Source organism: Luteococcus sp. H101 (assembly GCF_038433155.1).
Taxonomy (GTDB): domain Bacteria; phylum Actinomycetota; class Actinomycetes; order Propionibacteriales; family Propionibacteriaceae; genus Luteococcus.
Window position 1 is genome coordinate 98,458 of record NZ_JBCDMW010000022.1, and the last position, 22,263, is coordinate 120,720.

At 67.2% G+C, this 22,263-nt stretch carries 28 protein-coding genes and 1 pseudogene; 4 read left to right on the forward strand and 25 right to left on the reverse strand.

Features of this window, described 5'->3' with window-relative positions:
- Nucleotides 1-315: 315 nt before the first annotated feature.
- Together rpmJ and infA are read right to left on the reverse strand one after the other, a co-directional pair.
- Entirely contained in the window at nt 316-429 is a 114-nt protein-coding gene (gene rpmJ / locus AAEX60_RS09510; protein WP_002514836.1) for a 50S ribosomal protein L36, read from the reverse strand.
- A gap of 104 nt (nt 430-533) precedes the next feature.
- Nucleotides 534-755 (reverse strand): translation initiation factor IF-1, encoded by a 222-nt coding sequence (gene infA, locus AAEX60_RS09515; protein ID WP_094763903.1) that lies wholly within the window; start codon nt 753-755, stop codon nt 534-536.
- Between the two features lie 144 nt (nt 756-899).
- Between infA and AAEX60_RS09520 the strand changes: the two genes are divergently transcribed.
- Nucleotides 900-1,190 (forward strand): YciI family protein, encoded by a 291-nt coding sequence (locus tag AAEX60_RS09520; protein ID WP_342102975.1) that lies wholly within the window; start codon nt 900-902, stop codon nt 1,188-1,190.
- Nucleotides 1,191-1,264: 74 nt separating this feature from the next.
- Here AAEX60_RS09520 and AAEX60_RS09525 read toward each other — a convergent pair whose 3' ends face one another.
- Both AAEX60_RS09525 and AAEX60_RS09530 read right to left on the reverse strand, forming a co-directional pair.
- A complete protein-coding gene (locus AAEX60_RS09525) occupies nt 1,265-1,633 on the reverse strand; it encodes a DUF1707 SHOCT-like domain-containing protein (RefSeq protein WP_342102976.1) in 369 nt (122 codons plus the stop codon).
- A 74-nt stretch (nt 1,634-1,707) separates the two neighbouring features.
- A complete protein-coding gene (locus tag AAEX60_RS09530) occupies nt 1,708-3,825 on the reverse strand; it encodes a prolyl oligopeptidase family serine peptidase (protein WP_342102977.1) in 2,118 nt (705 codons plus the stop codon).
- 231 nt (nt 3,826-4,056) lie between these two features.
- Between AAEX60_RS09530 and AAEX60_RS09535 the strand changes: the two genes are divergently transcribed.
- Nucleotides 4,057-5,139: an NAD(P)H-dependent glycerol-3-phosphate dehydrogenase gene (locus AAEX60_RS09535; RefSeq protein ID WP_342102980.1), complete on the forward strand. Its 1,083-nt coding sequence runs from the start codon at nt 4,057-4,059 to the stop codon at nt 5,137-5,139.
- A 72-nt stretch (nt 5,140-5,211) separates the two neighbouring features.
- Here the strand turns inward: AAEX60_RS09535 and AAEX60_RS09540 are convergent, their stop codons facing one another.
- Nucleotides 5,212-6,918: a formate--tetrahydrofolate ligase gene (locus AAEX60_RS09540; protein ID WP_342102982.1), complete on the reverse strand. Its 1,707-nt coding sequence runs from the start codon at nt 6,916-6,918 to the stop codon at nt 5,212-5,214.
- Nucleotides 6,919-7,040: 122 nt separating this feature from the next.
- Here AAEX60_RS09540 and AAEX60_RS09545 point away from each other — a divergent pair, with 122 nt between their 5' ends.
- Nucleotides 7,041-8,228: a CapA family protein gene (locus AAEX60_RS09545; RefSeq protein WP_342102983.1), complete on the forward strand. Its 1,188-nt coding sequence runs from the start codon at nt 7,041-7,043 to the stop codon at nt 8,226-8,228.
- Between the two features lie 66 nt (nt 8,229-8,294).
- On the opposite strand, the gene map is transcribed toward AAEX60_RS09545, so the two are convergent.
- From map to secY, 3 genes are read right to left on the reverse strand one after another with little or no spacing between them, the layout of a single operon-like run.
- Nucleotides 8,295-9,134 (reverse strand): type I methionyl aminopeptidase, encoded by an 840-nt coding sequence (map, locus tag AAEX60_RS09550; protein WP_342102986.1) that lies wholly within the window; start codon nt 9,132-9,134, stop codon nt 8,295-8,297.
- Nucleotides 9,134-9,709: an adenylate kinase gene (locus tag AAEX60_RS09555; protein WP_342102989.1), complete on the reverse strand. Its 576-nt coding sequence runs from the start codon at nt 9,707-9,709 to the stop codon at nt 9,134-9,136. The genes map and AAEX60_RS09555 overlap by 1 nt, the downstream gene beginning before the upstream one ends.
- Nucleotides 9,706-11,022, reverse strand: a complete 1,317-nt coding sequence (gene secY / locus AAEX60_RS09560) for a preprotein translocase subunit SecY (protein WP_342102991.1) — start codon at nt 11,020-11,022, stop codon at nt 9,706-9,708. Before secY ends, AAEX60_RS09555 begins: the two co-directional genes overlap by 4 nt.
- 388 nt (nt 11,023-11,410) lie before the next feature.
- On the opposite strand from secY, the pseudogene AAEX60_RS09565 reads away from it, so the two are divergent.
- Nucleotides 11,411-11,572 (forward strand): annotated as a pseudogene (locus tag AAEX60_RS09565) (peptide ABC transporter ATP-binding protein); the annotation flags it as partial.
- A gap of 210 nt (nt 11,573-11,782) precedes the next feature.
- Here AAEX60_RS09565 and rplO read toward each other — a convergent pair.
- From rplO to rpsS, 17 genes are all read right to left on the reverse strand, one after another.
- Nucleotides 11,783-12,223, reverse strand: coding sequence for a 50S ribosomal protein L15 (rplO, locus tag AAEX60_RS09570; RefSeq protein WP_342102993.1), 441 nt, complete (start codon nt 12,221-12,223; stop codon nt 11,783-11,785).
- 1 nt (nt 12,224) lies between these two features.
- Nucleotides 12,225-12,407, reverse strand: coding sequence for a 50S ribosomal protein L30 (rpmD, locus tag AAEX60_RS09575; protein ID WP_342102997.1), 183 nt, complete (start codon nt 12,405-12,407; stop codon nt 12,225-12,227).
- Nucleotides 12,407-13,021 (reverse strand): 30S ribosomal protein S5, encoded by a 615-nt coding sequence (rpsE, locus tag AAEX60_RS09580; RefSeq protein ID WP_342103002.1) that lies wholly within the window; start codon nt 13,019-13,021, stop codon nt 12,407-12,409. Before rpsE ends, rpmD begins: the two co-directional genes overlap by 1 nt.
- A 23-nt stretch (nt 13,022-13,044) precedes the next feature.
- Complete coding sequence (gene rplR, locus AAEX60_RS09585) at nt 13,045-13,428, reverse strand: 50S ribosomal protein L18 (RefSeq protein WP_342103004.1); 384 nt, start codon at nt 13,426-13,428, stop codon at nt 13,045-13,047.
- 2 nt (nt 13,429-13,430) lie between these two features.
- Nucleotides 13,431-13,973, reverse strand: a complete 543-nt coding sequence (gene rplF / locus AAEX60_RS09590) for a 50S ribosomal protein L6 (RefSeq protein ID WP_342103005.1) — start codon at nt 13,971-13,973, stop codon at nt 13,431-13,433.
- A 28-nt stretch (nt 13,974-14,001) separates the two neighbouring features.
- On the reverse strand, nt 14,002-14,409 hold the full coding sequence (gene rpsH / locus AAEX60_RS09595; RefSeq protein WP_342103006.1) for a 30S ribosomal protein S8: 408 nt from the start codon (nt 14,407-14,409) through the stop codon (nt 14,002-14,004).
- A gap of 190 nt (nt 14,410-14,599) precedes the next feature.
- Entirely contained in the window at nt 14,600-14,785 is a 186-nt protein-coding gene (locus AAEX60_RS09600) for a type Z 30S ribosomal protein S14 (protein ID WP_094763878.1), read from the reverse strand.
- An 11-nt stretch (nt 14,786-14,796) separates the two neighbouring features.
- The gene (gene rplE / locus AAEX60_RS09605; RefSeq protein ID WP_342103007.1) at nt 14,797-15,438 is read right to left on the reverse strand and encodes a 50S ribosomal protein L5; all 642 of its coding nucleotides are present in this window, start codon (nt 15,436-15,438) and stop codon (nt 14,797-14,799) included.
- Nucleotides 15,438-15,809 (reverse strand): 50S ribosomal protein L24, encoded by a 372-nt coding sequence (rplX, locus tag AAEX60_RS09610; RefSeq protein WP_342103010.1) that lies wholly within the window; start codon nt 15,807-15,809, stop codon nt 15,438-15,440. Before rplX ends, rplE begins: the two co-directional genes overlap by 1 nt.
- Before the next feature lies 1 nt (nt 15,810).
- On the reverse strand, nt 15,811-16,179 hold the full coding sequence (rplN, locus tag AAEX60_RS09615; protein WP_342092012.1) for a 50S ribosomal protein L14: 369 nt from the start codon (nt 16,177-16,179) through the stop codon (nt 15,811-15,813).
- Nucleotides 16,180-16,424: 245 nt separating this feature from the next.
- Entirely contained in the window at nt 16,425-19,556 is a 3,132-nt protein-coding gene (locus tag AAEX60_RS09620) for a discoidin domain-containing protein (protein WP_342103013.1), read from the reverse strand.
- Nucleotides 19,557-19,750: 194 nt separating this feature from the next.
- Nucleotides 19,751-20,032 carry a 30S ribosomal protein S17 gene (rpsQ, locus tag AAEX60_RS09625; protein ID WP_342103017.1) on the reverse strand — a complete coding sequence of 94 codons (282 nt, stop codon included), beginning with the start codon at nt 20,030-20,032 and terminating at the stop codon, nt 19,751-19,753.
- 2 nt (nt 20,033-20,034) lie between these two features.
- Nucleotides 20,035-20,265 (reverse strand): 50S ribosomal protein L29, encoded by a 231-nt coding sequence (gene rpmC / locus AAEX60_RS09630; protein WP_342092010.1) that lies wholly within the window; start codon nt 20,263-20,265, stop codon nt 20,035-20,037.
- On the reverse strand, nt 20,265-20,684 hold the full coding sequence (gene rplP / locus AAEX60_RS09635) for a 50S ribosomal protein L16 (RefSeq protein WP_342103019.1): 420 nt from the start codon (nt 20,682-20,684) through the stop codon (nt 20,265-20,267). The genes rpmC and rplP overlap by 1 nt, the downstream gene beginning before the upstream one ends.
- Before the next feature lie 2 nt (nt 20,685-20,686).
- Entirely contained in the window at nt 20,687-21,520 is an 834-nt protein-coding gene (gene rpsC / locus AAEX60_RS09640; protein ID WP_342103022.1) for a 30S ribosomal protein S3, read from the reverse strand.
- Nucleotides 21,521-21,522: 2 nt separating this feature from the next.
- Nucleotides 21,523-21,945: a 50S ribosomal protein L22 gene (gene rplV / locus AAEX60_RS09645; protein ID WP_342103024.1), complete on the reverse strand. Its 423-nt coding sequence runs from the start codon at nt 21,943-21,945 to the stop codon at nt 21,523-21,525.
- Nucleotides 21,946-21,973: 28 nt separating this feature from the next.
- Nucleotides 21,974-22,255, reverse strand: a complete 282-nt coding sequence (gene rpsS, locus AAEX60_RS09650) for a 30S ribosomal protein S19 (RefSeq protein ID WP_342103026.1) — start codon at nt 22,253-22,255, stop codon at nt 21,974-21,976.
- Nucleotides 22,256-22,263 lie beyond the last annotated feature (8 nt).

Sequence of the window (22,263 nt, forward strand, 5' to 3'; positions counted from 1 at the left end):
ATCTTTCGACCCATTCCCCATTGCTGGGGGCTCCCCCGTTTCCAGCGGGTTGTGGAGCTTTCGGTCCTGGGCCGCGAAGGTGTGTGGCGTGACGCGTCCCCGATGCCTTTGGCGGTCCGTGGACCACCGTCGGGGCCCTGGCCTTCGTCCAGGGGTGCGACCGGTATTCATCTCCGGCCTTGCGTTCACGTTGTGTTGTTGTCTGGCAGGTGGTTCATCGCCGTGGCGATGGGTGACCTTGCACCTGCGATGTTCTGCGAGTCACCGCCCATTGCCCGTCGAGCGTGTGCTCTCGGGGCGGCAAAGCCTGGCTGGTCAGCCCTGGCGCTGCTTGTGGCGCGGGTTGTCGCAGATCACCATCACGCGACCGTGCCGGCGAATCACCTTGCACTTGTCGCAGATCTTCTTGACGCTCGGCTGAACCTTCATTCGAGAGTCTCTTTCGGATCATCGAACCCGGCCTTCGCTGCGCACAGCGATGCCCCGGTTCTGTGGTGGATGTGTCTGCTGGGGCGACGAGTCACCCCGCTGGATCACTTGTGGCGGTAGACGATGCGTCCGCGAGTCAGGTCATAGGGGGACAGCTCGACGACGACGCGGTCCGACGGCAGGATGCGAATGTAGTGCTGACGCATCTTGCCGCTGATCGTGGCGAGCACCTTGTGACCGTTGACCAGCTCGACGCGGAACATCGCGTTGGGCAGGGACTCGACCACGGTTCCCTCAAGCTCGAGGGCTCCCTCTTTCTTTGCCATGAACTCTCAATCTCTTCGATTGCTCCCCCGACGGATGGACGAGGGCACGAACGATCGCCTGGACACAGGTGACCGACACACAACTCTACGCCAGCGCACCAGCGGCACCAAATCGGGTCACACGAGACGCGCTACCATGCGCGCATGGCCTACTACAGCGTTGTGTACACCTATGGACCGGACCTCGCCACCCAGGACGAGAACCGCCCCACCCACCGGGCCTTTCTGGGCTCGCTGGCCGAGCAGGGCAAGCTGGTGGCCTCCGGGCCGCTGGTGGGCACCAGCCCCGCCAAGGCACTGATCCTGATGTGTGGTGATTCCGCCGACGAGGTGCGCGGTTGGTTGTCCGAGGATCCATTCCAGCAGCTGGGCCAGGTGGCCGACGTCCAGGTCGACGAGTGGAATCCGGTGATCGGGATCCTCGCCGGCAAGTAGAGCCCGCCATGCCCCAGCGCCATGGTCAGCCGGACCCGGCCTCGGTGGGCGCCCCATGAGGCCAGTGGCGTGAGTCAGAGCAGCACGGCGACGATCAGCACCAGCAGCACCGACAGGGCGGTGATCACACCGCCCACCTTGAAGGCCAGCTGGGCATTCATCCCGGCCGGCGCCAACTCACCGGGTGCGGTGGTGGTCTGCTGGCGCACCATCGCCGGGTCGTCATAGGTCTGCTTGGCCGGCAGGTGCTCCACGACGGGCACCAGTTCCCCGAGGGTCTGGGCGCCGTAGAGCTGGTCCAGCAGTGTGCGGTAGGTGTCGCCGTCGATGCTGCCGGAGGTGAAGGCGTCGTTCAGCCGCTTGGTGAGGTCCTCACGTTCGGCCTCGTCCACCGGTCGGGCGGGCTGGCTGCGGTATTTGGAGGAGATCGGCAGGTTGCTCACTCCTCCAGCCTAGCTCGCCGGCGCGTTCCCCGGTCCGGACTCCGCCCGGCCCCTACCCGCTCCCCGCGCCGCCGCTACTCGCTCCCCGAGCTTGTCGAGGGGTTCAGCCCGGTGTGGTGGGCGGCGAAGGCCAGCAGGTCGGCGCATTCGGCCGCCAGCACCGACGGCGGCTTGCCGGCCAGCCCGTGCCCGGTGGCCGCCTCGATCCGGGCCAGCACCGGCGCCTCCCCGCCCTGGGCGGCCTGCAGCGCCGCGGTGAACTTGTAGGAGTGGGCCGGCACCACCCGGTCGTCGTGGTCACTGGTCAGCACCAAGGTGGCCGGGTAGCGGGTGCCCGACGTGATGTTGTGCAGCGGTGACCAGGCCAGGATCCGTTCGAAGTCCCGGGCCTCGTCGGGGTTGCCGTAGTCGCTGATCCAGGCCCGGCCGATGGTGAACCGGTGGAAGCGCAGGGCATCCAGCACCCCGACGTGCGGCAGCGCGACGCCGAACAGGTCCGGCCGCTGGGTGATGGCGGCACCCACCAGCAGCCCACCATTGCTCTTGCCGTGGATGGCCAGTTGGGCCGGGCTGGTGACCCCGTCGGCCACCAGCTGCTCGGCCACCGCGATCACGTCGTCGAAGACGTGCTGCTTGTGCTCCTTGATCCCGTCCTCGTACCAGTCCCGGCCGAACTCGCCGCCGCCTCGCAGGTTGGCAATCACCAGCACACCGCCGGCGGCCAGCCACCCGGGCCAAGTGGCGCGATGGTTCAACAACACCGGGCTGTCGAAGCCGCCATAGCCGTAGAGCATGGTGGGGCGCGGCTCGGCCAGGTCCACTCCGTCGGGAATCACCAGGAAGTAGGGCACCCGGGTGCCGTCGGCGCTGGTGGCCCGGTGACGCTCGGTCCGGTAGCCCGGCGACGTCCACTCCCCCGCGGGCCCCGGCAGGTGGCGCAGATCACCCGTGGCTGCGTCCAGCCGCCAGCTGTCCACCGGCTCGGTCAGGGTGCTCAGCCCGATGAAGACCTCACCACTGCTGGCCCGGGCGTTGAGCACGTCGACCACCCCATCGGGGAGCTCGACGGTACCCAGCTCCTGCCCGGGAGCGGCCTGGCTGCCCAGGCTCCAGCGGCGCAGCACGCTCTGGGCATCCTCCAGGGTCTGCACCACCAGCGCCTCGCCGGCCAGCACCGCTTCGCTGATCACCGCCCGACCCTCCGGGACGGCTTCGCGCAGGGTCCACTCGTCCTGCCTCAGGGCGACCACCCGCCCCTGCGGGGCGTCATCGTCGGTGTGGAAGTAGAGCTCCCCCGCCCGGGTGCCCAGGTAGTGCCAGGCGGCAGTGGGCTTGTCGATCAGCTCCAGTGCTTCCGGGTCGACGACGCTGCGGCCGCCCTGCTCCCGCACCGGGTAGAGCCAGATCCGATTGGTCCGCTCCGTGCCGCGGGCCAGGTGGGCCACCAGCCACCGGTCGTCGTCGCTGAGTTCCAACCAGGGCAGCACCTCCGGGTCCAGCTCAAAGTCCGCGAAGGCGACGTCCTGGCTGGGGTCGTCGCCAATCCGGTGGATCATGAGCTGGCAGCCGGGCAGCGCCCGCGTCTCGGTGCCGTCGGCCCGGCCGGCCCCCGGGAAGGCCTTGTAGACATAGGCCTGGCCGTCGGGCAGCCAGAGCGCCTGGCTGAACTTGGTGACGGTCTCCACGTCATCCACGGCCTCACCGGAGGGGGTGACGATGCTGATCCGGGTCCAGTCGGAGCCGGCATCGCTGCGCCCGACGGCGATCAGGCTGGCCTGCGAGTTGACGGTGAGGAAGGCCAGCGACGAGCTGCCATCCTCGGCCCAGTCGTTCGGGTCCAGCAGCACCCGGCCTCCGGCCTGCAGCTCGGCCAGGCTGTCCGCCACGTGCACAACGGCCTGGTTGCGCCGGCCGTCGTGGCGTTCCTGGAGGTACATCCCCTGGCGGCAGAACGGGGTCTGCCACCGCGGGCGGGAGGTGACGTGGGCCATCACGTCGTCGAAGAAGTCCCGCGCGGACAGCCCGGACAGTTGTTCCTGCGCGAACGCGCGCTGCTCGGCCACCCACTGCCGCGTACGCTCGGAATCGACGTCCTCCAGCCAGCGGTAGGGGTCGGAAACCCGGTGCCCGTGCAGGTCCTCGACGACGTCGTCGGTGGTGGTGACTGGGGGGTGGTTGCGGCGCTGCGTCATGACCGCCAGCCTAACCACCGGCGGCGGGAAGCGCTCCAGGGACTGACGGCCGGGGTCCGGCACCCGAATCAACCGGGGAAATTCACACAAACTGTGAGAAACGGTCAGGCTCACCTGTTGCGAGTGGGATCACAGGGGCTAGCGTGGACGACGCAAGGACCCGTTGGGCGCTGCCGCCCAGCCTCGGCGTGCAACCGGCCGTCGGGACCGTCCGCAGTGAAAGGAACTTCCATGGCGACACTCGTCGTACTCGGCTCCGGCATCATGGCCACCGCGCTGGCCACCCCCTTCACCGACAACGGCCACCAGGTCCGCCTGGTCGGCACCCACCTGGACCGGGAGATCATTGACTCCATCCAGAAGACCGGCATCCACCCCAACCTGCAGCTCCCGGTGCCCGAGGGCACCGAGGCCTACCAGCTCGAGGATGCCGCCAAGGCCTTCGAGGGCGTCGACCTGGTGATGAGCGGCGTCAATTCCTTTGGTGTCGAATGGGCCGGGGAGCAGCTGGCCACCCTGCTGCGCCCCGGGATGCACGTGATGGCGCTGGCCAAGGGCCTGCGGGCCGATGACGAGGGCAACTTCGAGATCCTGCCCCAGGTGCTGGCCAACCAGGTGCCCGAGGAACTGCGCAACCAGGTCACCTGGTCCGCGATCGCCGGGCCGTCGATCGCCGGCGAGGTGGCCGTGCACCGGCACACCTGCGTCACCTTCACCGGCGAGGACCGCAAGACCCTTGAGATGTGGCGCGACCTCTTTCAGACCGACTACTACCACGTCTGGCTCAACACGGACTTCAAGGGCATCGAGCTGATGGCCGCCACCAAGAACTGTTATGCCTTCGGCGCCGGCTTCATGCACGGCACCCTGCAGCGCCTGCAGGAGGAGAAGGTTGCGGGCTGGGACAGCCCCTACGTCAATTTCAACTACGGTGCCGCGATCTTCGGCCAGGCCTCGATCGAGATGCAGGAGTGGCTGAAGCTCCTGGAGTGCGACCCGCAGACCGTGATGGGCATCGCCGGCATCGGCGACTGCTTCGTCACGTCGATGGGCGGGCGCAATGTGAAGGTGGGCACCCTGGTGGGCACCGGCCTGACCTTCAGCGAGGCCAAGGCCAAGATGCCCGGGGTCACCCTGGAGGGTGCCACCTGCATCGTCGTCGTGGGCAAGGCCCTCAAGGCCCTGACCGAGCGCGGCGTCGTGCCCCCGGAGCAGTTCCCGCTGCTGCGCCACCTGTATGAGGTGGTGGGCGAGGACCAGCCGGTCAACGTCCCGTGGGAGAAGTTCTTCGGCTCCGACGGCGCCGGACGCTGACCCCACCGCACGCTCGGGGCCGAGCTTGTCGAGGCCCTGAACCCGACGGCCGAGCTTGTCGAGGCCTCGGGATCAGAACAGCCCGACGATCTCCCCGTGTTCGTCGATGTCTATCCGTTCGGCGGCGGGGTGCTTGCCCAGGCCGGGCATGGTGCGCATCTCGCCGCAGATGGCGTAGACATAGCCCGCCCCGGCAGCCAACCGGACCTCCCGCACCGGCAGCGTCCAGCCCGACGGGGCGCCGCGCAGCTTCGGGTCATGGGAGACCGAGAGGTGGGTCTTGGCGATCACCACGGGGAAGTGACCAAAGCCCAGTTCCTCGAAGTGCGCCAGGTCCTTGCGGGCCTGCGGCAGGATCTCGACGCCGGCCGCGCCGTAGACCTCGGTGGCCACCTTGGTGATCTTGGTGACCAGGGGGTCCCGCTCGTCATAGGTGTAGCGGAAGTCCGTCGGCTCCGCGCACGCCTCCTCCAGCACCCGGGCCAGTTCCTCGGCCCCGGCGCCACCGTCCACGACGTGGGTGGAGGCGGCCACCCGGGCCCCCGCCTCCTCGGCCACCCGACGAACGGCCGCGATCTCATCCTCGTGGTCGGTCGGGAAGACATTGATCGCCACCACCGGGGCCACCCCGAAGCCACGCACGATCTCGATGTGCTTCTTCAGGTTGTCGGCGCCGGCCAGCACGTCGTCGGGGCTGTCGGCCAGCATTCCCGGCGGCAGCGGCTTGCCGGCCACCACCCGGAAGCGCCCGGAATGGGCCTTCAGCGCCCGCACCGTGGTGACCAGCACCGCGGCATCGGGGCGCAGCCCGGAGACCCGGCACTTGACGTTGAAGAAGCGCTCCGCGCCCATGTCGGCGCCGAAGCCGGCCTCGGTGAGCAGGTAGTCGGCCGTCTTGATCCCCACCTGGTCCGCGATCACCGACGAATTGCCGGTGGCGATGTTGCCGAAGGGCCCGGCGTGGATCAGCACCGGGGTGTTCTCCGTGGTCTGCATCAGGTTGGGCTTGATGGCCTCCCGCATGATCACGGTCATGGCCCCCGCGGCCTTCAGGTCCTCGGCGGTGACCGGTTGCCCCTCGACGGTGTAGCCAATCACGATCCGGCCCAGCCGCTCGCGCAGGTCCTGCAGGGAGGTGGCCAGCGCCAGGCAGACCCCCACCTCGCTGGCGGCGGTGATGTCGAAGCCGGCCTGCCGGGGCACCCCGTCCAGCCGGGCCCCGAGCCCGACGATCACATTGCGCAGCGCGCGGTCATTCATGTCGATCACCCGGCGCCAGCTGATGGAGTGCGGATCGATCCCCAGCTCGTTGCCGTGGTACAGGTGGTTGTCGATCATCGCGGCCAGCAGGTCGTGGGCGGCGGTGATGGCGTGGAAGTCCCCGGTCAGGTGCAGGTTCAGGGTCTCCATCGGCACCACCTGGGAGTAACCCGCCCCCGCGGCGCCACCCTTCACCCCGAAGGTGGGGCCCATCGACGGCTGCCGCAGCGCCAACATCGAACGCCTGCCCAGCCGGGCCAGCCCCTGCGCCAGCCCCACCGCGGTGGTGGTCTTGCCCTCCCCCAGCGGGGTCGGGGTGATCGCCGTGATCACGACGTACTTGGCGTTGGGCTGCTGGGCCAGGTCATCGATGGTACCCAGCCCGATCTTGGCCACGTGCGGACCGTAGTTCACCACCCGGCCGGCGTCGATGCCGGCTCGGGTGGCCACCTCCTGGATCGGGTCCAGGCGGGCGGCACGGGCAATTTCCAGGTCCGAGGGCAGATGATTTGTCGTCACAGGAAGAGTCAACACCACCTGCTGCGGCGGCGCACCCGATTGGCGCCAGAATCTGCATGGCTCCTCAGGCCACCGACGCGGGACAGCAGAACAAGTGACCCACTGTGGATCGAGAATGCAGCATGAAACCTTGCCGGGCGCTGGCCATCGCCACCAGCGCCGTCCTGATCTCGGCCTGCACCCCCGAAAGCCCCGCACCACACCAGACCCCCACGGCCCAGCGGCTGACCAGCAGCCCCACACCCCACCGGACACCCGACGCGGCACCCGTCACGGCCACCGTCGTGATGAATGGCGATCTGCTCTGGCACAACACGCTGTGGTTCGGCGCCCGGGAGGATGCCAACCGGGCCGGCCGCCGGGGCCCCGACGACCTGGACTTCCTGCCCACCCTGAGCGCCATTGGCCCGATGGTGAGCAGCGCTGACCTGGCGATCTGCCACAACGAGGTTCCCGTGGCCCAACCGGGTGGCCCCTACCGGTCCTATCCCCAGTTCTCCGCCCCACCGCAGACTCTGGAAGCGGTGAAGGGGCTGGGCTATGACCTGTGCACCACCGCCTCCAACCACAGCCTCGACCAGGGCTACGCCGGCCTGAAGAACACGCTGGACCGGATGGACGCCGTCGGCCTCGCCCATGTCGGGACGGCCCGTAGCCAGCACGAGGCCGAGGCCCCCACGATCATCACCACCAAGGGTGGCGTGCGGATCGCCGTGGTGGAGGGTGCCTATGGCACCAATGGCATCCCGCTGCCCAACGGCAAGCCCTGGGCCTGGACCGGCCTGGCGGCCCCGGTGCTGCTGCAGCGGGCCCGGGCCGCCCGGCAGAGAGGTGCCAACATCGTCCTGGTCGCGATCCACGGCGGTGACGAATACTCCTCCCGGCCCAACCGGCAGCAGACTGACCTTGCCCGGGTGCTGACGGCCTCCCCGGACGTCGACCTGGTCTACGGCCACCACGCCCACGTGGTGCAGCCCATCACCACGGTCAACGGCAAGTGGGTGGTCTTTGGGTTGGGCAACCTGGTGGCCCAGCACCGCACCGACGTGCCCCGGGGGCAGGAAGGAATCACCACCCGGTTCACCTTCGCCCGCAAGCCCGACGGCCGCTTCGCGGTCACCGCCGCCTCCTACTTCCCCACCCTGGTGACGCACTACCGGCCGGGTTCCCCCGCGCGCGTGCTGTTGGTCAACCAGCGCCTGGCCAAGCTGTCGGCCGGCCCCGAGCGCACCCGGCTGGTGGAGGCCGCACGCCGGACGGCGGCCGCCGTCCGCCTGTTGGGTGGCACCGACGGGTTGCGGGAGGGTTGAGGACCAGCGACAGCCCGCACCGCGCACGCGCGGGCGGGCCGGGCCGGGCCGGTGGTTGGCAGCGGCTCAGTCGGCCAGCGGACCGAAGGGCAGCCCCCGGGCGGCCAGCTCGGCCTCGCCACCGTCCAGTTCGGTCAGCACCCACAGCCCCTTCTTGGTGACCGTGACGGTGTTCTCCCAGTGGGCGGCCCAGCTGCCGTCGTGGGTGACCACGGTCCACTCGTCGTCCAGGGTGACGGCATCCTCGCTGCCGGTGGTGACCATCGGCTCGATGGCCAGCACCAGGCCCTCCACCACCTTGGGGCCGCGCCCCGCCTTGCCATAGTTGGGAACGTCCGGCGGCTGGTGCATCGCCGTGCCGATCCCGTGGCCGGTGTACTCGCGCACGATGCCGTAGTCGACGCCGTGGGAGAGGATCGACTTCTCGATGGCGTGGGAGATGTCGCCCACCCGGCCACCCAGCCGGGCGGCGCCGATCCCGGCCCACATGGACTCCCGGGTGATCTCGCTCAGCCGCCGGTGTTCCGCGCTGACGTCGCCCACCAGGAAGGTGCGGGCGGCATCCCCGTGCCACCCGTCGACGACGGCACCGAAGTCGATGCTGACGATGTCGCCGTCGGCCAGCTTCCGCTCATTCGGGATGCCATGCACGATCTGCTCGTCGACGGAGATGCAGGCCACCGCGGGATAGGGCGGGTAGCCCCATTCGGCGCCGTAGTTCAGGAAGTTCGACGTGGCCCCGGCCTCGGCCAGCATCTCACGCGCGATCCCGTCGAGCTCGCCGGTGGTGACACCGACGTCGATCCGGCGACCCAGCTCGTCCAGGATCCTGGCGACGACCAGACCGGCCCGCCGCATCTGCTTGAGCTGGTCCGGCTTCTTGAGCTCGATCCCGCGGGAGAACATCACTTGGAGGCGATGGAGTCGATCGCGGCGAAGATCCGCTCGGCCACCTCGTCCACGGTGCCCTCGCCGTCCACCCGGACCAGCAGCTTGCGCTCTTCGTAGATCGCCAGCAGCGGGGCGGTCTCCTCGCGGTAGACCTCCATCCGGCGGCGGATGGTCTGCTCATTGTCGTCCGCGCGGCCCTCGATGGCGGCCCGCTTGACCAGGCGGTCGATCAGGGTCTCCTCGTCGGTGTCCAGGCACAGCACGCAGTCCAGGTGACGCTTGGCGTCCTCCAGGATGATGTCCAGCGCCTCCACCTGCTCGGTGGTGCGCGGGTAGCCGTCCAGCAGCCAGCCATTGGCGGCGTCGGGCTCCAGCAGTCGCTTGGCGACGACGGCGGTGGTGATCACGTCGGGGACGAACTCACCACCGCTGATCAGCTGGTCCACCCGCTGGCCCAGCGGCGTCTTGGCGGCGATGTTGGCGCGGAAGATGGCGCCCGTGCTGACGGCAGGGATGCGGTAGTGGTTGGCAATCAGCTTGGCCTGGGTGCCCTTGCCGGCGCCCGGGGCGCCCATGATCAGCATTCTCACTTGAGGAATCCTTCGTAATTGCGTTGCTGGAGCTGGCTCTCGATCTGCTTGACCGTATCAAGCGCCACACCGACGATGATCAGGATGGAGGTGCCGCCGAAGGGGAAGTTCTGCGAGGCGCCCAGCATCATGAAGGCGATGGTGGGGATCAGCGAGATCAGGGCCAGGTAGAGCGAACCCGGGGCGGTGAGGCGGGAGAGCACGTAGGCCAGGTAGTCCTCGGTGGGCTTGCCCGCCCGGATGCCCGGGATGAAACCGCCGTACTTCTTCATGTTGTCGCTGATCTCCACGGGATTGAAGGTGATCGCGACGTAGAAGTAGGTGAAGCCGATGATCAACAGGAAGAAGACCGCATTGTAGATCGGCTGGTGGTTGCCGCCGCTGCCGGTGAAGTTGGCATTGATCCAACGGGCCGCCGGGGTGTCCTTCTGGAAGGTGGCGTAGAGCACCGGCAGGTAGAGCATGGAGGAGGCGAAGATCACCGGGATGACGCCGGCCTGGTTGACCTTCAGCGGGATGTAGGTGGTGGTGCCGCCGAACAGCCGCTTGCCCACCATCCGCTTGGCGTACTGCACCGGGATCCGTCGCTGGGCCTGCTCGACGAAGACGATGCCGGCCATCACCACGAGGCCGATCGCGATCACCAGGCCGAAGACCAGCCACGCATTGGCGCCGGTGCGGGCGGTCTTGATGGACCACAGCGAGGTGGGGAACTGCGCGGCGATCTGGGTGAAGATCATGATGGACATGCCGTTGCCGATGCCCCGGTCGGTCACCAGCTCACCCATCCACATGATGATCGACGTGCCGGCGGTCATCACCAGGATCATGGTCACGATCGGGAAGATCGACTCGTCGTACAAAATCCCCTCGCAGCCCGGGAAGAGCTGGCCATTGCGGGCCATGGTGACGAAGGCGGTGGCATTGAGCACCGCCAGCACCAGGGTCAGGTAGCGGGTGTACTGGGTGATCTTCTGCTGGCCCGACGCACCTTCCTTCTTCAGCGTCTCCAGCCGCGGGATCACGACGGTGAGCAGCTGCAGGATGATCGAGCTGGTGATGTAGGGCATGATGCCCAGCGCGAAGATGGACAGCTGCAGCAACGCGCCACCCGAGAACAGGTTGATGATCGAGTACAGGCCACCATTGGACCCCTGCTCGGCCAGCACCCGGCACTCGTCGATTCGCGCGATGTTCACATTCGGCGACGGAATGGTGGAGCCAAGCCGGAACACGGCCAGGATGAACAGGGTGAACAGGATCTTCTTGCGAAGGTCCGGTGACCTGAACGCGTTACCAAAGGCTGAAAGCATGAAGGCGAACTCTCTTCGATCGTTCTTCGTGGGGCACGGGTGCCGTCACGGGCTCGGGGTGTCACCCACGCACGGCGGGCAGCCGCGCCAGCCTATCAAGCGGCTGTTCACTTCCCCACATCCGTGCGGACGGCGGAACCCCGGAACTCGGACGCGCGGCATGGTGACGCGCTGCGGGCCCACCCGCATTCCATAACAGTTTGGTGTCGGTCCGGTCGGCGGCATTCCCTTCAGTGGTCAGGACGGATAGCTTTTGGCCACCGCGTGCCGGCCGGGACCGCACCGTTGCAGCCGGCCGACGCGCGCCCCAACCGGGTCTGATCCCCCCAAACAGGAGGCACGACATGCGAGCACGACGCTCCCTCGCCATTGCCGCGCTGGCCACCTCCCGGCCAATCCCCCGTCGGGTTGCCGCTTCCACACCCGCTGCTGGAAGGCCACCGAACTGTGCCGCACGAAGGTCCCCGAGCTGGTGGCGCAGCCGGACGGCGCCGGCCAGCACGCCAGCGCCTGCCACCACGCCGAGCTGCGCCAGGTGGTCCCGGTCTGATCCCAGGCACTCCCACAACAAATGCGGCAGGTCAGTTGTCCAAGGGCCTTTCGGAGCCCTTGGACAACTGACCTGCCGCATTTGTTGTGGTTGCCTACGCACCACTCGCCATCTTCTGGAAGCTCCGCCCTCCTGCCGGCTCTCCCAAGCCACCCGACGCGAAAGGGGCGGTACCCCCGAAGTGGTACCTCCCCGTTCGTCAGGCAGGGATCACAGCTCCGTGACGGAGCCCCCGGCCTTCTCGATCTTCTCCTTGGCCGAGCCGGTGAACGCGTCGGCGCTCACCTGGACGGCAACCTGGATGTCGCCATTGCCCAGCACCTTCACCAGGCGGCCCTTGCGGACGGCGCCCTTGGCCACCAGGTCGTCGACGCTCACGGCGCCGCCTTCCGGGAACAGCTCGGCGATGGTGTTGACATTGACAACCTGGTACTCGGTCCGGAACGGGTTCTTGAAGCCCTTGACCTTCGGCAGACGCATGTGCATCGGCATCTGGCCGCCCTCGAAGTTCTCGGGGACGTTCTTCCGGGCGCCCGTACCCTTGGTACCGCGGCCCGCGGTCTTGCCCTTGGAGCCCTCACCACGACCCACGCGGGTCTTGGCGGTCTTGGCGCCGGGGGCAGGACGCAGGTGATGAACCTTCAACGCCATGTCACTCAACCTCTTCCACAGCAACCAGGTGCTGCACGGTCTTGACCATTCCGCGAATCTCGGGACGGTCCTCCTTCACGACGACATCGCCGATCCGCTTGAGACCCAGCGTACGCAGGGTGTCGCGCTGGTTCTGCTTGCCGCCGATGCTGGACTTCTTCTGGGTCACCTTCAGGCGTGCCATCAGTGAGCCACCTCCTCCTTGCGAGCCTTGAGCAGGGCGGCGGGGGCAACGTCCTCGACGGACTTGCCGCGACGCTTCGCGATCTGCTCCGGCTCCTCCAGGCTCTGCAGCGCCTCAACGGTGGCGTGCACCACGTTGATGGCGTTGGGCGAGCCCAGGGACTTGGCCAGCACATCGTGCACGCCAGCGCACTCCAGCACGGCGCGCACCGAGCCACCGGCGATGACACCGGTACCGGGCGAAGCCGGACGCAGCATCACGACACCGGCAGCCTTCTCGCCCTGCACGGGGTGCGGGATGGTGCGCTGGATCAGCGGCACCTTGAAGAAGTGCTTCTTGGCCTCCTCGACGCCCTTGGCGATTGCCGCGGGCACCTCCTTGGCCTTTCCGTAGCCGACGCCCACGGTGCCCTCGCCGTCGCCCACCACAACCAGTGCGGTGAAGCTGAACCGGCGGCCACCCTGGACCACCTTGGCGACGCGGTTGATCGCAACCACGCGCTCCAGGTACTGCGACTTCTCTTCCTGCTGCTGGCGGTTGTTGCCTCGACGGTCCTCACGACCCCGACGCTCGCCGCCTCCTGCACCGCCACCGCGGCGCTGAGTTTCACTCATCGTCTTTTGCCTTTCAGTCGTGATCAGAACCCGAGGCCAGCCTCGCGCGCGGCGTCAGCCAGCGCGGCGATGCGGCCGTGGTACTTGTTGCCAGCGCGGTCAAAGACCACGTTCTCGATGCCGGCGGCCTTGGCGCGCTCGGCGATCAGCTCGCCGACCTTCGCGGCCTTGGCCGACTTGTCGCCCTGTGCACCGCGCACGGTAGCCTCCATGGTCGAGGCCGACGCCAGGGTGTGACCCTGCACGTCGTCGATGACCTGGACGCCGATGTGACGGGCGGAGCGGGTGACGACCATGCGCGGACGCTCGGCCGAACCGTGGATCTTCTTGCGGCCCCGGCCCTGACGACGCAGACGCGACGCGGTCTTGGGGGCCAGTCCCTTGCGGACTCCCAGAGAGATACCCATGGTCACTTACCAGCCTTTCCGACCTTGCGGCGAACCTGCTCGCCGGCGTAACGCACACCCTTGCCCTTGTACGGCTCGGGCTTGCGGAGCTTGCGGATGTTGGCCGCAACCTCACCCACGACCTGCTTGTCGATGCCCTGGACGCTGAACAGCGTGGGCTTCTCGACGGCGAAGGTGACACCCTCGGGCGCGTCGATGACCACCGGGTGGGAGAAGCCGAGCGCGAACTCGAGCTGCTTGGGACCCTTGGCCATGACGCGGTAGCCGACGCCAACGATCTCCAGCTTCTTCTCATAGCCCTCGGTGACGCCGATGACCATGTTGTTCACCAGGGTCCGGGTCAGGCCGTGCAGGGACCGGCTGGTGCGCTCGTCGTCGGGACGAGCCACCTCGAGCTGGCCTTCTTCGTTCTTCGAAATCTTGATGGGCTCAGGAACGACGTGGGTCAGGGTGCCCTTGGGGCCCTTCACCTCGACATTCTGGCCGTCGAGCTTGACCTCAACACCGGACGGGACGGTGATCGGGAGCTTGCCAATGCGTGACATTCAAATTCTCCTTATCAGTCTCGTCGGGTCACCAGACGTAGGCGAGCACTTCGCCGCCCACGGACTTCTCATGTGCCTGGCTGTCGGTCAGCAGGCCCTGCGAGGTGGAGATGATGGCGATGCCCATCCCACCCAGCACCTTCGGCAGACCGGTCGACTTCGCGTAGACGCGCAGGCCCGGCTTGCTGATGCGACGAAGCCCGGCGATGGAACGCTTGCGGTCGTCGCCGTACTTGAGGGTGATCTTCAGGGTCTTGCCGACCTCGCCCTCGGCGGGCTCGGCAACCTCGAAGTCGGTGATGTAACCCTCCTGCTTGAGGATCTCGGCGATACCCACCTTGATCTTCGAATGCGGCATGGAGGTCGAGTCGTGGAACGCCTGGTTGGCGTTGCGCAGACGGGTCAGCATGTCTGCGATCGGATCAGTCATTGTCATGGCTGTGTGCACTTCTTTCTCGCGACGGTTTCAGGCCCGGGTACACCCAGACATGACCTTTCGCGCTTTGTCCTGACCGGCGGCCAGGAAGCTTGGGGTGCCGACGTCCACCACAGTGGTGGACGCCCGCATGGTGCGCCGACGGCGGGGTCTCCCCCGCCGTCGGCAGCGGCTCAGCGCAGGGGTGAGCTCACCAGGACGACTTGGTCACGCCGGGCAGCTCGCCCTTGTGAGCCATCTCGCGCAGGCACACGCGGCACAGACCGAACTTGCGGTAGACCGACTTCGGCCGGCCGCACTTCTGGCAGCGGGTGTAGGCGCGGACGCCGAACTTGGGGGTACGCGACTGCTTGACCTTCAGGGCTGTCTTGGCCATGGTTCAGCGCCTCACTTCTTCTTCTTGTAGTACGCCGGGCCGCGACGCACCTTCTTGGCCTTGGGATCGTCGACCTCCTTGAAGGGGAAGCCGAGGTGCTTCAGCAGCGCCTTGCCCTCCTCATTGTTGGAGGCGGACGTCACGAAGGTGATGTCCATGCCACGCAGGCGGTCGATCTTGTCCTGGTCGATCTCCAGGAACATGACCTGCTCGTTCAGACCGAAGGTGTAGTTGCCCAGGCCGTCGAACTGGTTGCCGTTGAGGCCGCGGAAGTCGCGGATTCGGGGCAGCGCCAGGGTCAGCAGCCGGTCGGCGAATTCCCACATCCGGTCGCCACGCAGCGTGACGTGGCAGCCGATCGGCTGGCCCTCACGCAGCTTGAACTGGGCGATGGACTTGCGGGCCTTGGTCACCTGCGGCTTCTGGCCGGTGATGGCGGTCAGGTCCTTGATGGCGCCGTCCATCACCTTGGAGTCATTGGCGGCGTCACCCACACCCATGTTCACCACGATCTTGACCAGACCGGGGATCTGCATGGGGTTGGCGAAGTTGAACTCGCTCTGCAGCGCGGGGATGATCTCCTCGCGGTACTTCTTCTTCAGACGGGGCAGCTCGCGAGCAACATTCTTGTTCTCGGTGGCGGTCTCGGTCATCAGATCTCCTCCCCGGTCTTGCGGGCGATGCGCACGCTGCGCTGGGCGGCGTACTCGGAGCCGTCGGGGCGGCGCTTCATCACGTCGACGCGCTTGTGGGCGACGCGGGTCACCTGGGCATCCTTGCCGGAGCCGACGACCAGCTGGACATTGGAGGCGTGGATCGGAGCCTCGGAGGCGATGATGCCACCCTTGGTCTGCTGGCCCGCCTGGGTCTGCTGGTCACGCAGGTGACGCTTCATGATGTTGACACCCTCGACGGTGACGCGGTTGCGCTCGACGTCGACGGCGATGACCTCGCCCACGGTGCCCTTGTCCTTGCCGGCGATGACCTTGACCCGGTCACCCTTCTTCACGTGCAGCGACTTCATGTCAGATCACCTCCGGGGCGAGCGAGACGATGCGCATGAACTTCTTCTCGCGCAGCTCGCGGGCCACCGGGCCGAAGATACGGGTGCCGCGGGGCTCCCCGTCGTTCTTCAGGATGACGGCCGCATTCTCGTCAAACTTGATGTAGGAGCCGTCGGCGCGACGGTTCTCCTTCACGGTGCGGACGATGACGGCCTTGACGACCTCGCCCTTCTTCACGTTGCCACCGGGGATGGCGTCCTTGACGCTGCACACGATGGTGTCGCCGAGACCGGCGTAACGGCGCTTGGATCCACCGAGAACACGGATGCACAAGAGTTCCTTGGCACCAGTGTTGTCGGCGACCTTCAGCCGCGACTCCTGCTGGATCATTTGTTCTCCTCTGCCCCACCGGTTCCCCTCACGGGGCCTTGAGAGGCTTGAATTTGTTACCCACCTGGATTTGGCCAGCTGGGGTGGACAACCCCGGGCCCGAAGGCCCGCAGGCACTGGCCACGATCCGGGGGGCGCGCAGACGCGACCCGGCTCAGGCCAACTTGTCAAGCATAAGGCAACGACACCCCCCAGAGCCAATCGGCTCCGGGGGGTGCGCTGCTGGTGAATCCTACCGCCTTGGCTCAGCCTTCCGGCACGGGCGCGGGCCCGGACCGGGTGGTCTGGATCTCGGCCGCCGTCATCCACTGCGAGCCATCCCAGATCGACTTGCCACGCAGCAGGACATAGCGGCCGGTGGCATTCACCGGCACCTCCTGACGGGCCAGCTGGGCCTCGAAGACCCCACTCGCGGTGGGCGCGGGGGGCAGCTTGGCCGGGTCGATCGGCTGGTCGGAGACGTAGACCTCATAGTCCTTGACCCAGCCCTGGCCGGTGGCCATGTCCTGCCGGCCCTGGTAGCCCAGCCGACAGATGGGCTGACTGCTGCCCAGGTCCAGCTGGATCCAGTGCGGCAGCTTCGGTGACGTGGTGGACCAGTCGGTGTGCCACTGGGTGTTCAGCTTTCCGTCGACGGCATTGGCCGCCTTGCCGTCCTCCTTGGCGGTCTCCTCGGAGCTGGCACCCAGCACGGTGGCCGGGATCCGCTCGGTGGAGCACGGTGTGCCGGTGAGCGTCCCGGTCAGTTGTCGGGTGAAGTCCTCACCGGCCAGCGTCACGCTCAGCGGGGTGGGTCCGGAAGCGCGCAGGTTGCGGGCCGTCAGGGCGAAGGTGTGCGACTGGCCGGGCGCCAGATCCACGCTCTCGGAGGGCACGCTGACCTCCCAGTCCTTGGCCTGGGCGGCCTGGACCCGCACGCCGGTGAGCTTCTCGGTCAACGGATTGTTGACGGTGACGCTCAGCTGGGTGCTGCCGGTGTACTGAACGGGCTCCGACGGAGCCTTCAGCTCGGCCTGCACCATGGCCTTGCGCCAGTACAGGAGAGCGGCCTGTCCACCACCCAGCCGCAGGGTCACCTTGCCGTCGCGGATCGGCACCTGGCTGACCCGGCCGGTCTCGGGATCCACGCGCATCAGGTCACCGGCCTGCGGATCCACGTCCAGGCTGATCTCCTGGGCCGTCTGCCAGAACTGGCCGTCGTCGATCCGCGGGAAGTAGCTGGTGTTGGGCCGCTTGGCGTGACTGGTCAACCCGTTGACCACCATGACCGCCCGCGGCGAAGTGGTTCCGAAACGCTGCCGCAGGAGCTTGGTGTCCAGACCGGGAAGTGGCTTGAAGTAGCCCAGCACCACGTCACCCGGCCGCCCCCGGTTCTGGGTGCCGACATTGCGGGCAGTCACGGACTTGATCCCATAATTGCCATTGGCAGCCTGGGAACGGGCGAAGCTGTCCATCCGCCAGGCGCTGGGAGTCCGGTTGGTCACGGGCATGACCGGTCCGCCGGACTGGCCGGGCTGCACCGCCACCCAGTCGCTGGTCATCGGGGTGAGGTAGTTCCCCAGGTTGCGGATCTGCCGGAAGAGTGCGGCGTACTCATGCCATTCGCGCAGCGGCTCTCCGTCGGGTCCCACCATGTTGGAACCGTCATAGCGGTTCAGGTCAAGCCGGAAGAGCCCGAACCACTTCGCCCCGGAGGCCAGGGAGAGGTTGGTCACGATGGCTCGCTGGGACTGGGAGTAGTCGGAGTCGAAGGCGTCCAGGTACTGACCCCACAGAATGGGTTGTGACCCATCGCCGGTCAGGCCCTTGGCGGCGGCCTCCCGGTAGGCGGTCCACATGGTGGCACCCAGCAGGTGGTTCACGGTCTCGGCCGCCGTCGGGCCGTGGGAGCCGAAGGTCTTGCCACCACCCCAGTAGTAGTTGTCCCAGCTGAGGATGTCCGGCTTGGCCCGCTGCACATAGCTCTGGGCGTTGGTGGCCCAACTGGGCGCCGTGAACTGGTTGGAGTGAACCAGGGCCGTCGGGTACTGCTTCTTGGTGAACTCGAACCACTTGGCGAAAGCCGCCACCTCGGAATCGCTGTAGCCGCCCTCGTCGCCCAACTGCACCTCCACCAACCGGTCACGGTAGGGCTTCATCGACGGGTGCAGGAAGTCGGTTGGCTCCCCCGCGTCGGCCAGCTTGCTCCAGTTGTCGCCCCTGGGGGCCCGGGCGATTCCCCACTGGGCCTGGGGGTTGTTCTTCATGAACTCGGTGGCATTGTGCAGGCCGTCGGGATCCGGGCCGACGTCCAGGCCGTAGAAGATGGCGGCCGGCCGGGCCAGCGAGTCGTACTCGGCATTGTTGGGGGTCATCGCCGCCCGCTGGTCATTCGGGGTCCAGGTGGAGACGGTGATGTTGTTGCGAATGGCCAGCTCATTGGCCCGGTTGACCCCCAGTGAGCCGTCGGCTCGCCGCACCGGCTGCTGCCGGGTGAACGGCGCGCGCTTGGGTCGGGCCCCCTTCGGCAAACCCCAGACGCTCAACTCACGCACCCCGAAGGAGTCGATGACCTGCTGCCGCCCGGCGCCCAGGGTGAGCCGGACGTACTTGGCCTGGACGGCATTGTTCCAGTCCCAGTAGTAGCGCCCGGAGTTGGGATCCTGCGGGGCGATGTGGGAGTCCTGGCGCAGGGTGGCCTTCTCAGCAACCGTCTTCCAGTGGCGTCCATCCGTCGAGGTTTGGATGGTGAGGTAGTTCTGCGGCAGGTCATTGACCCACATCTTCTCGGTGGTGAGCTCCAGCCAGCCGGTGACCTTGCTGATCCACCGCTTCTCCGGCAGCGTCAGCACCACCTCGCTGACCCCTGCCTGCCCCGGCTTGCCCGCCTTGTTCTGCTCCGGGCGCCAGTAGCTCTCGCGCTTGCCGTCCACCGCCGCCGCGGCCGGGTGGTCCGGTGCCTGCAGGGCAGCAGTGGCCTTCACCCCCGGTATGACCGAGCGCCCCCGGAAGTCGGTGTTGCGACGCAGGATGCTGACCCGGTACTCGTCGCTGGCCCCCTGGTGGCTGACCACGATGGGCACCCGGTTGATCCCAAGGGCCACGGGCACCCGGCCACAACCATCGCCATCCACGGGCTGGCCGGCAATCGTGACCTCACCCCGGATCGCCTTGGGACAGATCAACAGGGACTGCGTGCTGGCATAGGTGGCCACCGCATAGTCGTGCACCTCGGGCTGGAAAGGCCGGTGCAGCCCACCCACCTTGTCGATCACGATGTCGGCCAGGAGGGGAGACTCCCCTGCCCTGGCGGTGGTGTCCGACGTCGCCGCGCCGAGCGCGCCGGCCGCCAGGGCCAGGGCGACGGGCAGCGCGATGGCCCGTTTCGTATTCCGCATGGTTTCCACCTTCATGGGCGCTGGGCGGACCCCACTGTCCGCCGACTCCGTCGAACCTAACCGGCCGCCGCCCACCCGCGGAAGGAAACGATCAGCACAATTGTCCACTTCATGCAATAATTCGCAATCCCTTTCAGACAATGAAAAAGGGGCCCGTCCGGATGGACGGGCCCCTTCTTGTGCTCAGTGACGGATCACTTGGCCTTCTCGGTGATCTCGAGCAGGCGCCAACGCTTGGTGGCCGAGAGCGGACGAGTCTCCATCACCCGCACGCGGTCGCCAATGCCGGCCTCGTTGTTCTCATCGTGCGCCTTGAGGCGCTCGCTCTTGGTCATGACCTTGCCGTAGAGGGGATGCTTGACGCGGTCCTCCACGAGCACGGTGATGGTCTTGTCCATCTTGTCCGAGACGACGACGCCTTCACGCACCTTGCGGGAGTTGCGGGCCTCGGTCTCGACCTTGGTGTTCTCGCTCATTGTCAGGCCTTCTTCTCAGGGTCGTCGACGATGCCCAGGTTGCGCTCCTGGAGCACGGTGTAGATCCGGGCGATGTCCTTGCGAACCTCGCGCAGACGTCCGTGGTTCTCCAGCTGGCCGGTGGCCGCCTGGAAGCGCAGCGTGAACAGCTCTTCCTTCAGCTCCAGGACCTTTGCATTGAGGTCGTCACGGCTGAGGCCGCGCAGATCGGCGGCGGTGGTGGTCTTCGCCATCAGATTTCACCTGCTTCGCGCTTGATGAAGCGAGCCTTGAAGGGCAGCTTGTGGATTGCCAGGCGCATGGCCTCGCGAGCGGTCTCCTCATCAACGCCGGAGAGCTCGAAGAGCACGCGACCCGGCTTGATGTTGGCCACCCAGAACTCGGGCGAACCCTTGCCGGAACCCATGCGGGACTCGGCAGGGTGCTTGGTCAGCGGACGGTCGGGGTAGACATTGATCCACACCTTGCCGCCTCGCTTGATGTGGCGGGTCATGGCGATACGAGCGGCCTCGATCTGACGGTTGGTCAGGTAGGAGGACTCGAGCGCCTGGATGCCGAACTCACCGAAGGCGAGCTTGGTGCCACCCTTGGCAGCACCGGTCCGCTTGGGGTGGTGCTGCTTGCGGTACTTCACACGACGAGGAATCAGCATGCTCAGGCTCCTGCGTTCTCGGTAGCCGGGGCCTGGGACTCAGCCTTGGGGGCCTCGGCGTTGTTGTCATTGCGCGCCTCCTCGGCGCGACGGCGGCCGCCACGCTCCGGACGGTCACCACGGCCACCGCGCTCGGGACGACGACCGCCGCGGCGGTTGGCGCCGGGAGCGGCGGCACGGGCGGCCTTCTGGGCGGCGCGCTCGGCGCGGGTGCCCGTGACATCGCCCTTGTAGATCCACACCTTCACGCCGATCCGGCCGAAGGTGGTGCGGGCCTCGTAGAAGCCGTAGTCGATGTCCGCACGCAGGGTGTGCAGCGGCACGCGGCCGTCGCGGTAACCCTCGGAGCGGCTCATCTCGGCGCCGCCGAGACGGCCGGAGCACTTGATCCGGATGCCCTGGGCACCGGAACGCATCGCGGTCTGCTGCGCCTTGCGCATCGCCCGACGGAAGGCCACGCGGGCCCCCAGCTGCTCGGCGACACCCTGGGCCACCAGCTGGGCATCGATCTCGGGGTTCTTGACCTCGAGGATGTTCAGCTGGATCTGCTTTCCGGTCAGCTTCTCCAGTGCACCGCGGACGCGCTCCGCCTCGGCACCATTGCGGCCGATGACGATGCCCGGACGGGCGGCGTACAGGAAGATGGTCACGCGCTCGGAACGACGCTCGATCTCGATCGAGGAGATGCCGGCCCGCTCAAGGTTCTTGAGCAGGTACTGGCGGATCTTGACGTCTTCACCAACAAAAGCCGCGTACTGCTTCTCGGCGTACCAGCGGGTCTTGTGGTCGGTGGTGATGCCGAGGCGGAAGCCATGCGGGTTGATCTTCTGGCCCATGCTCAGGCTCCCTTCTTGCTCTCAGTTGCGGTCTTGTTGGCGGTCGGCTCGACAACCACGGTGATGTGGCTGGCGCGCTTCAGGATGCGGCTGGCGGAACCCTTGGCCCGCGGACGGATGCGACGCATGGTCACGCCCTCGTCCACGAAGATCTGCGAGATGTACAGGTCATCCGCACGCAGGTTCTCGGTGTTCTCCGCATTGGCGATGGCCGAGGCCACCACCTTGTAGATCGGGTCGCTGGCGGCCTGGGGGGCGAACTTCAGCGCGACCAGGGCCTCGTTGACACCCATCCCACGCACCAGGTTCGCGACGCGACGCACCTTCATCGGGCTCATCCGGACGTGACGCGCAATCGCGTACGAGCCAGGACGATCCCCGAGCAGGGCAGCGCGACGGCTGGGCCGGCTTTCATTGTTGCTCATTGTCTGATCAGTTCCTTGTCTCGCCCGCTCAGCGGCGGCGCGCCTTCTTGTCGTCCTTGACGTGACCCTTGAAGGTACGCGTCGGAGCGAACTCGCCCAGCTTGTGGCCGATCATGGACTCGGTCACGAAGACCGGGACATGCTTGCGACCGTCGTGCACGGCGATGGTGTGACCCAGCATGTCGGGCACCACCATCGAGCGGCGCGACCAGGTCTTGATGACGTTCTTGGTGCCCTTTTCGTTCTGAGCGTCCACCTTCTTGGACAGGTGCTCGTCGACGAAGGGACCCTTCTTCAAGCTACGTGGCATTTTTCCTC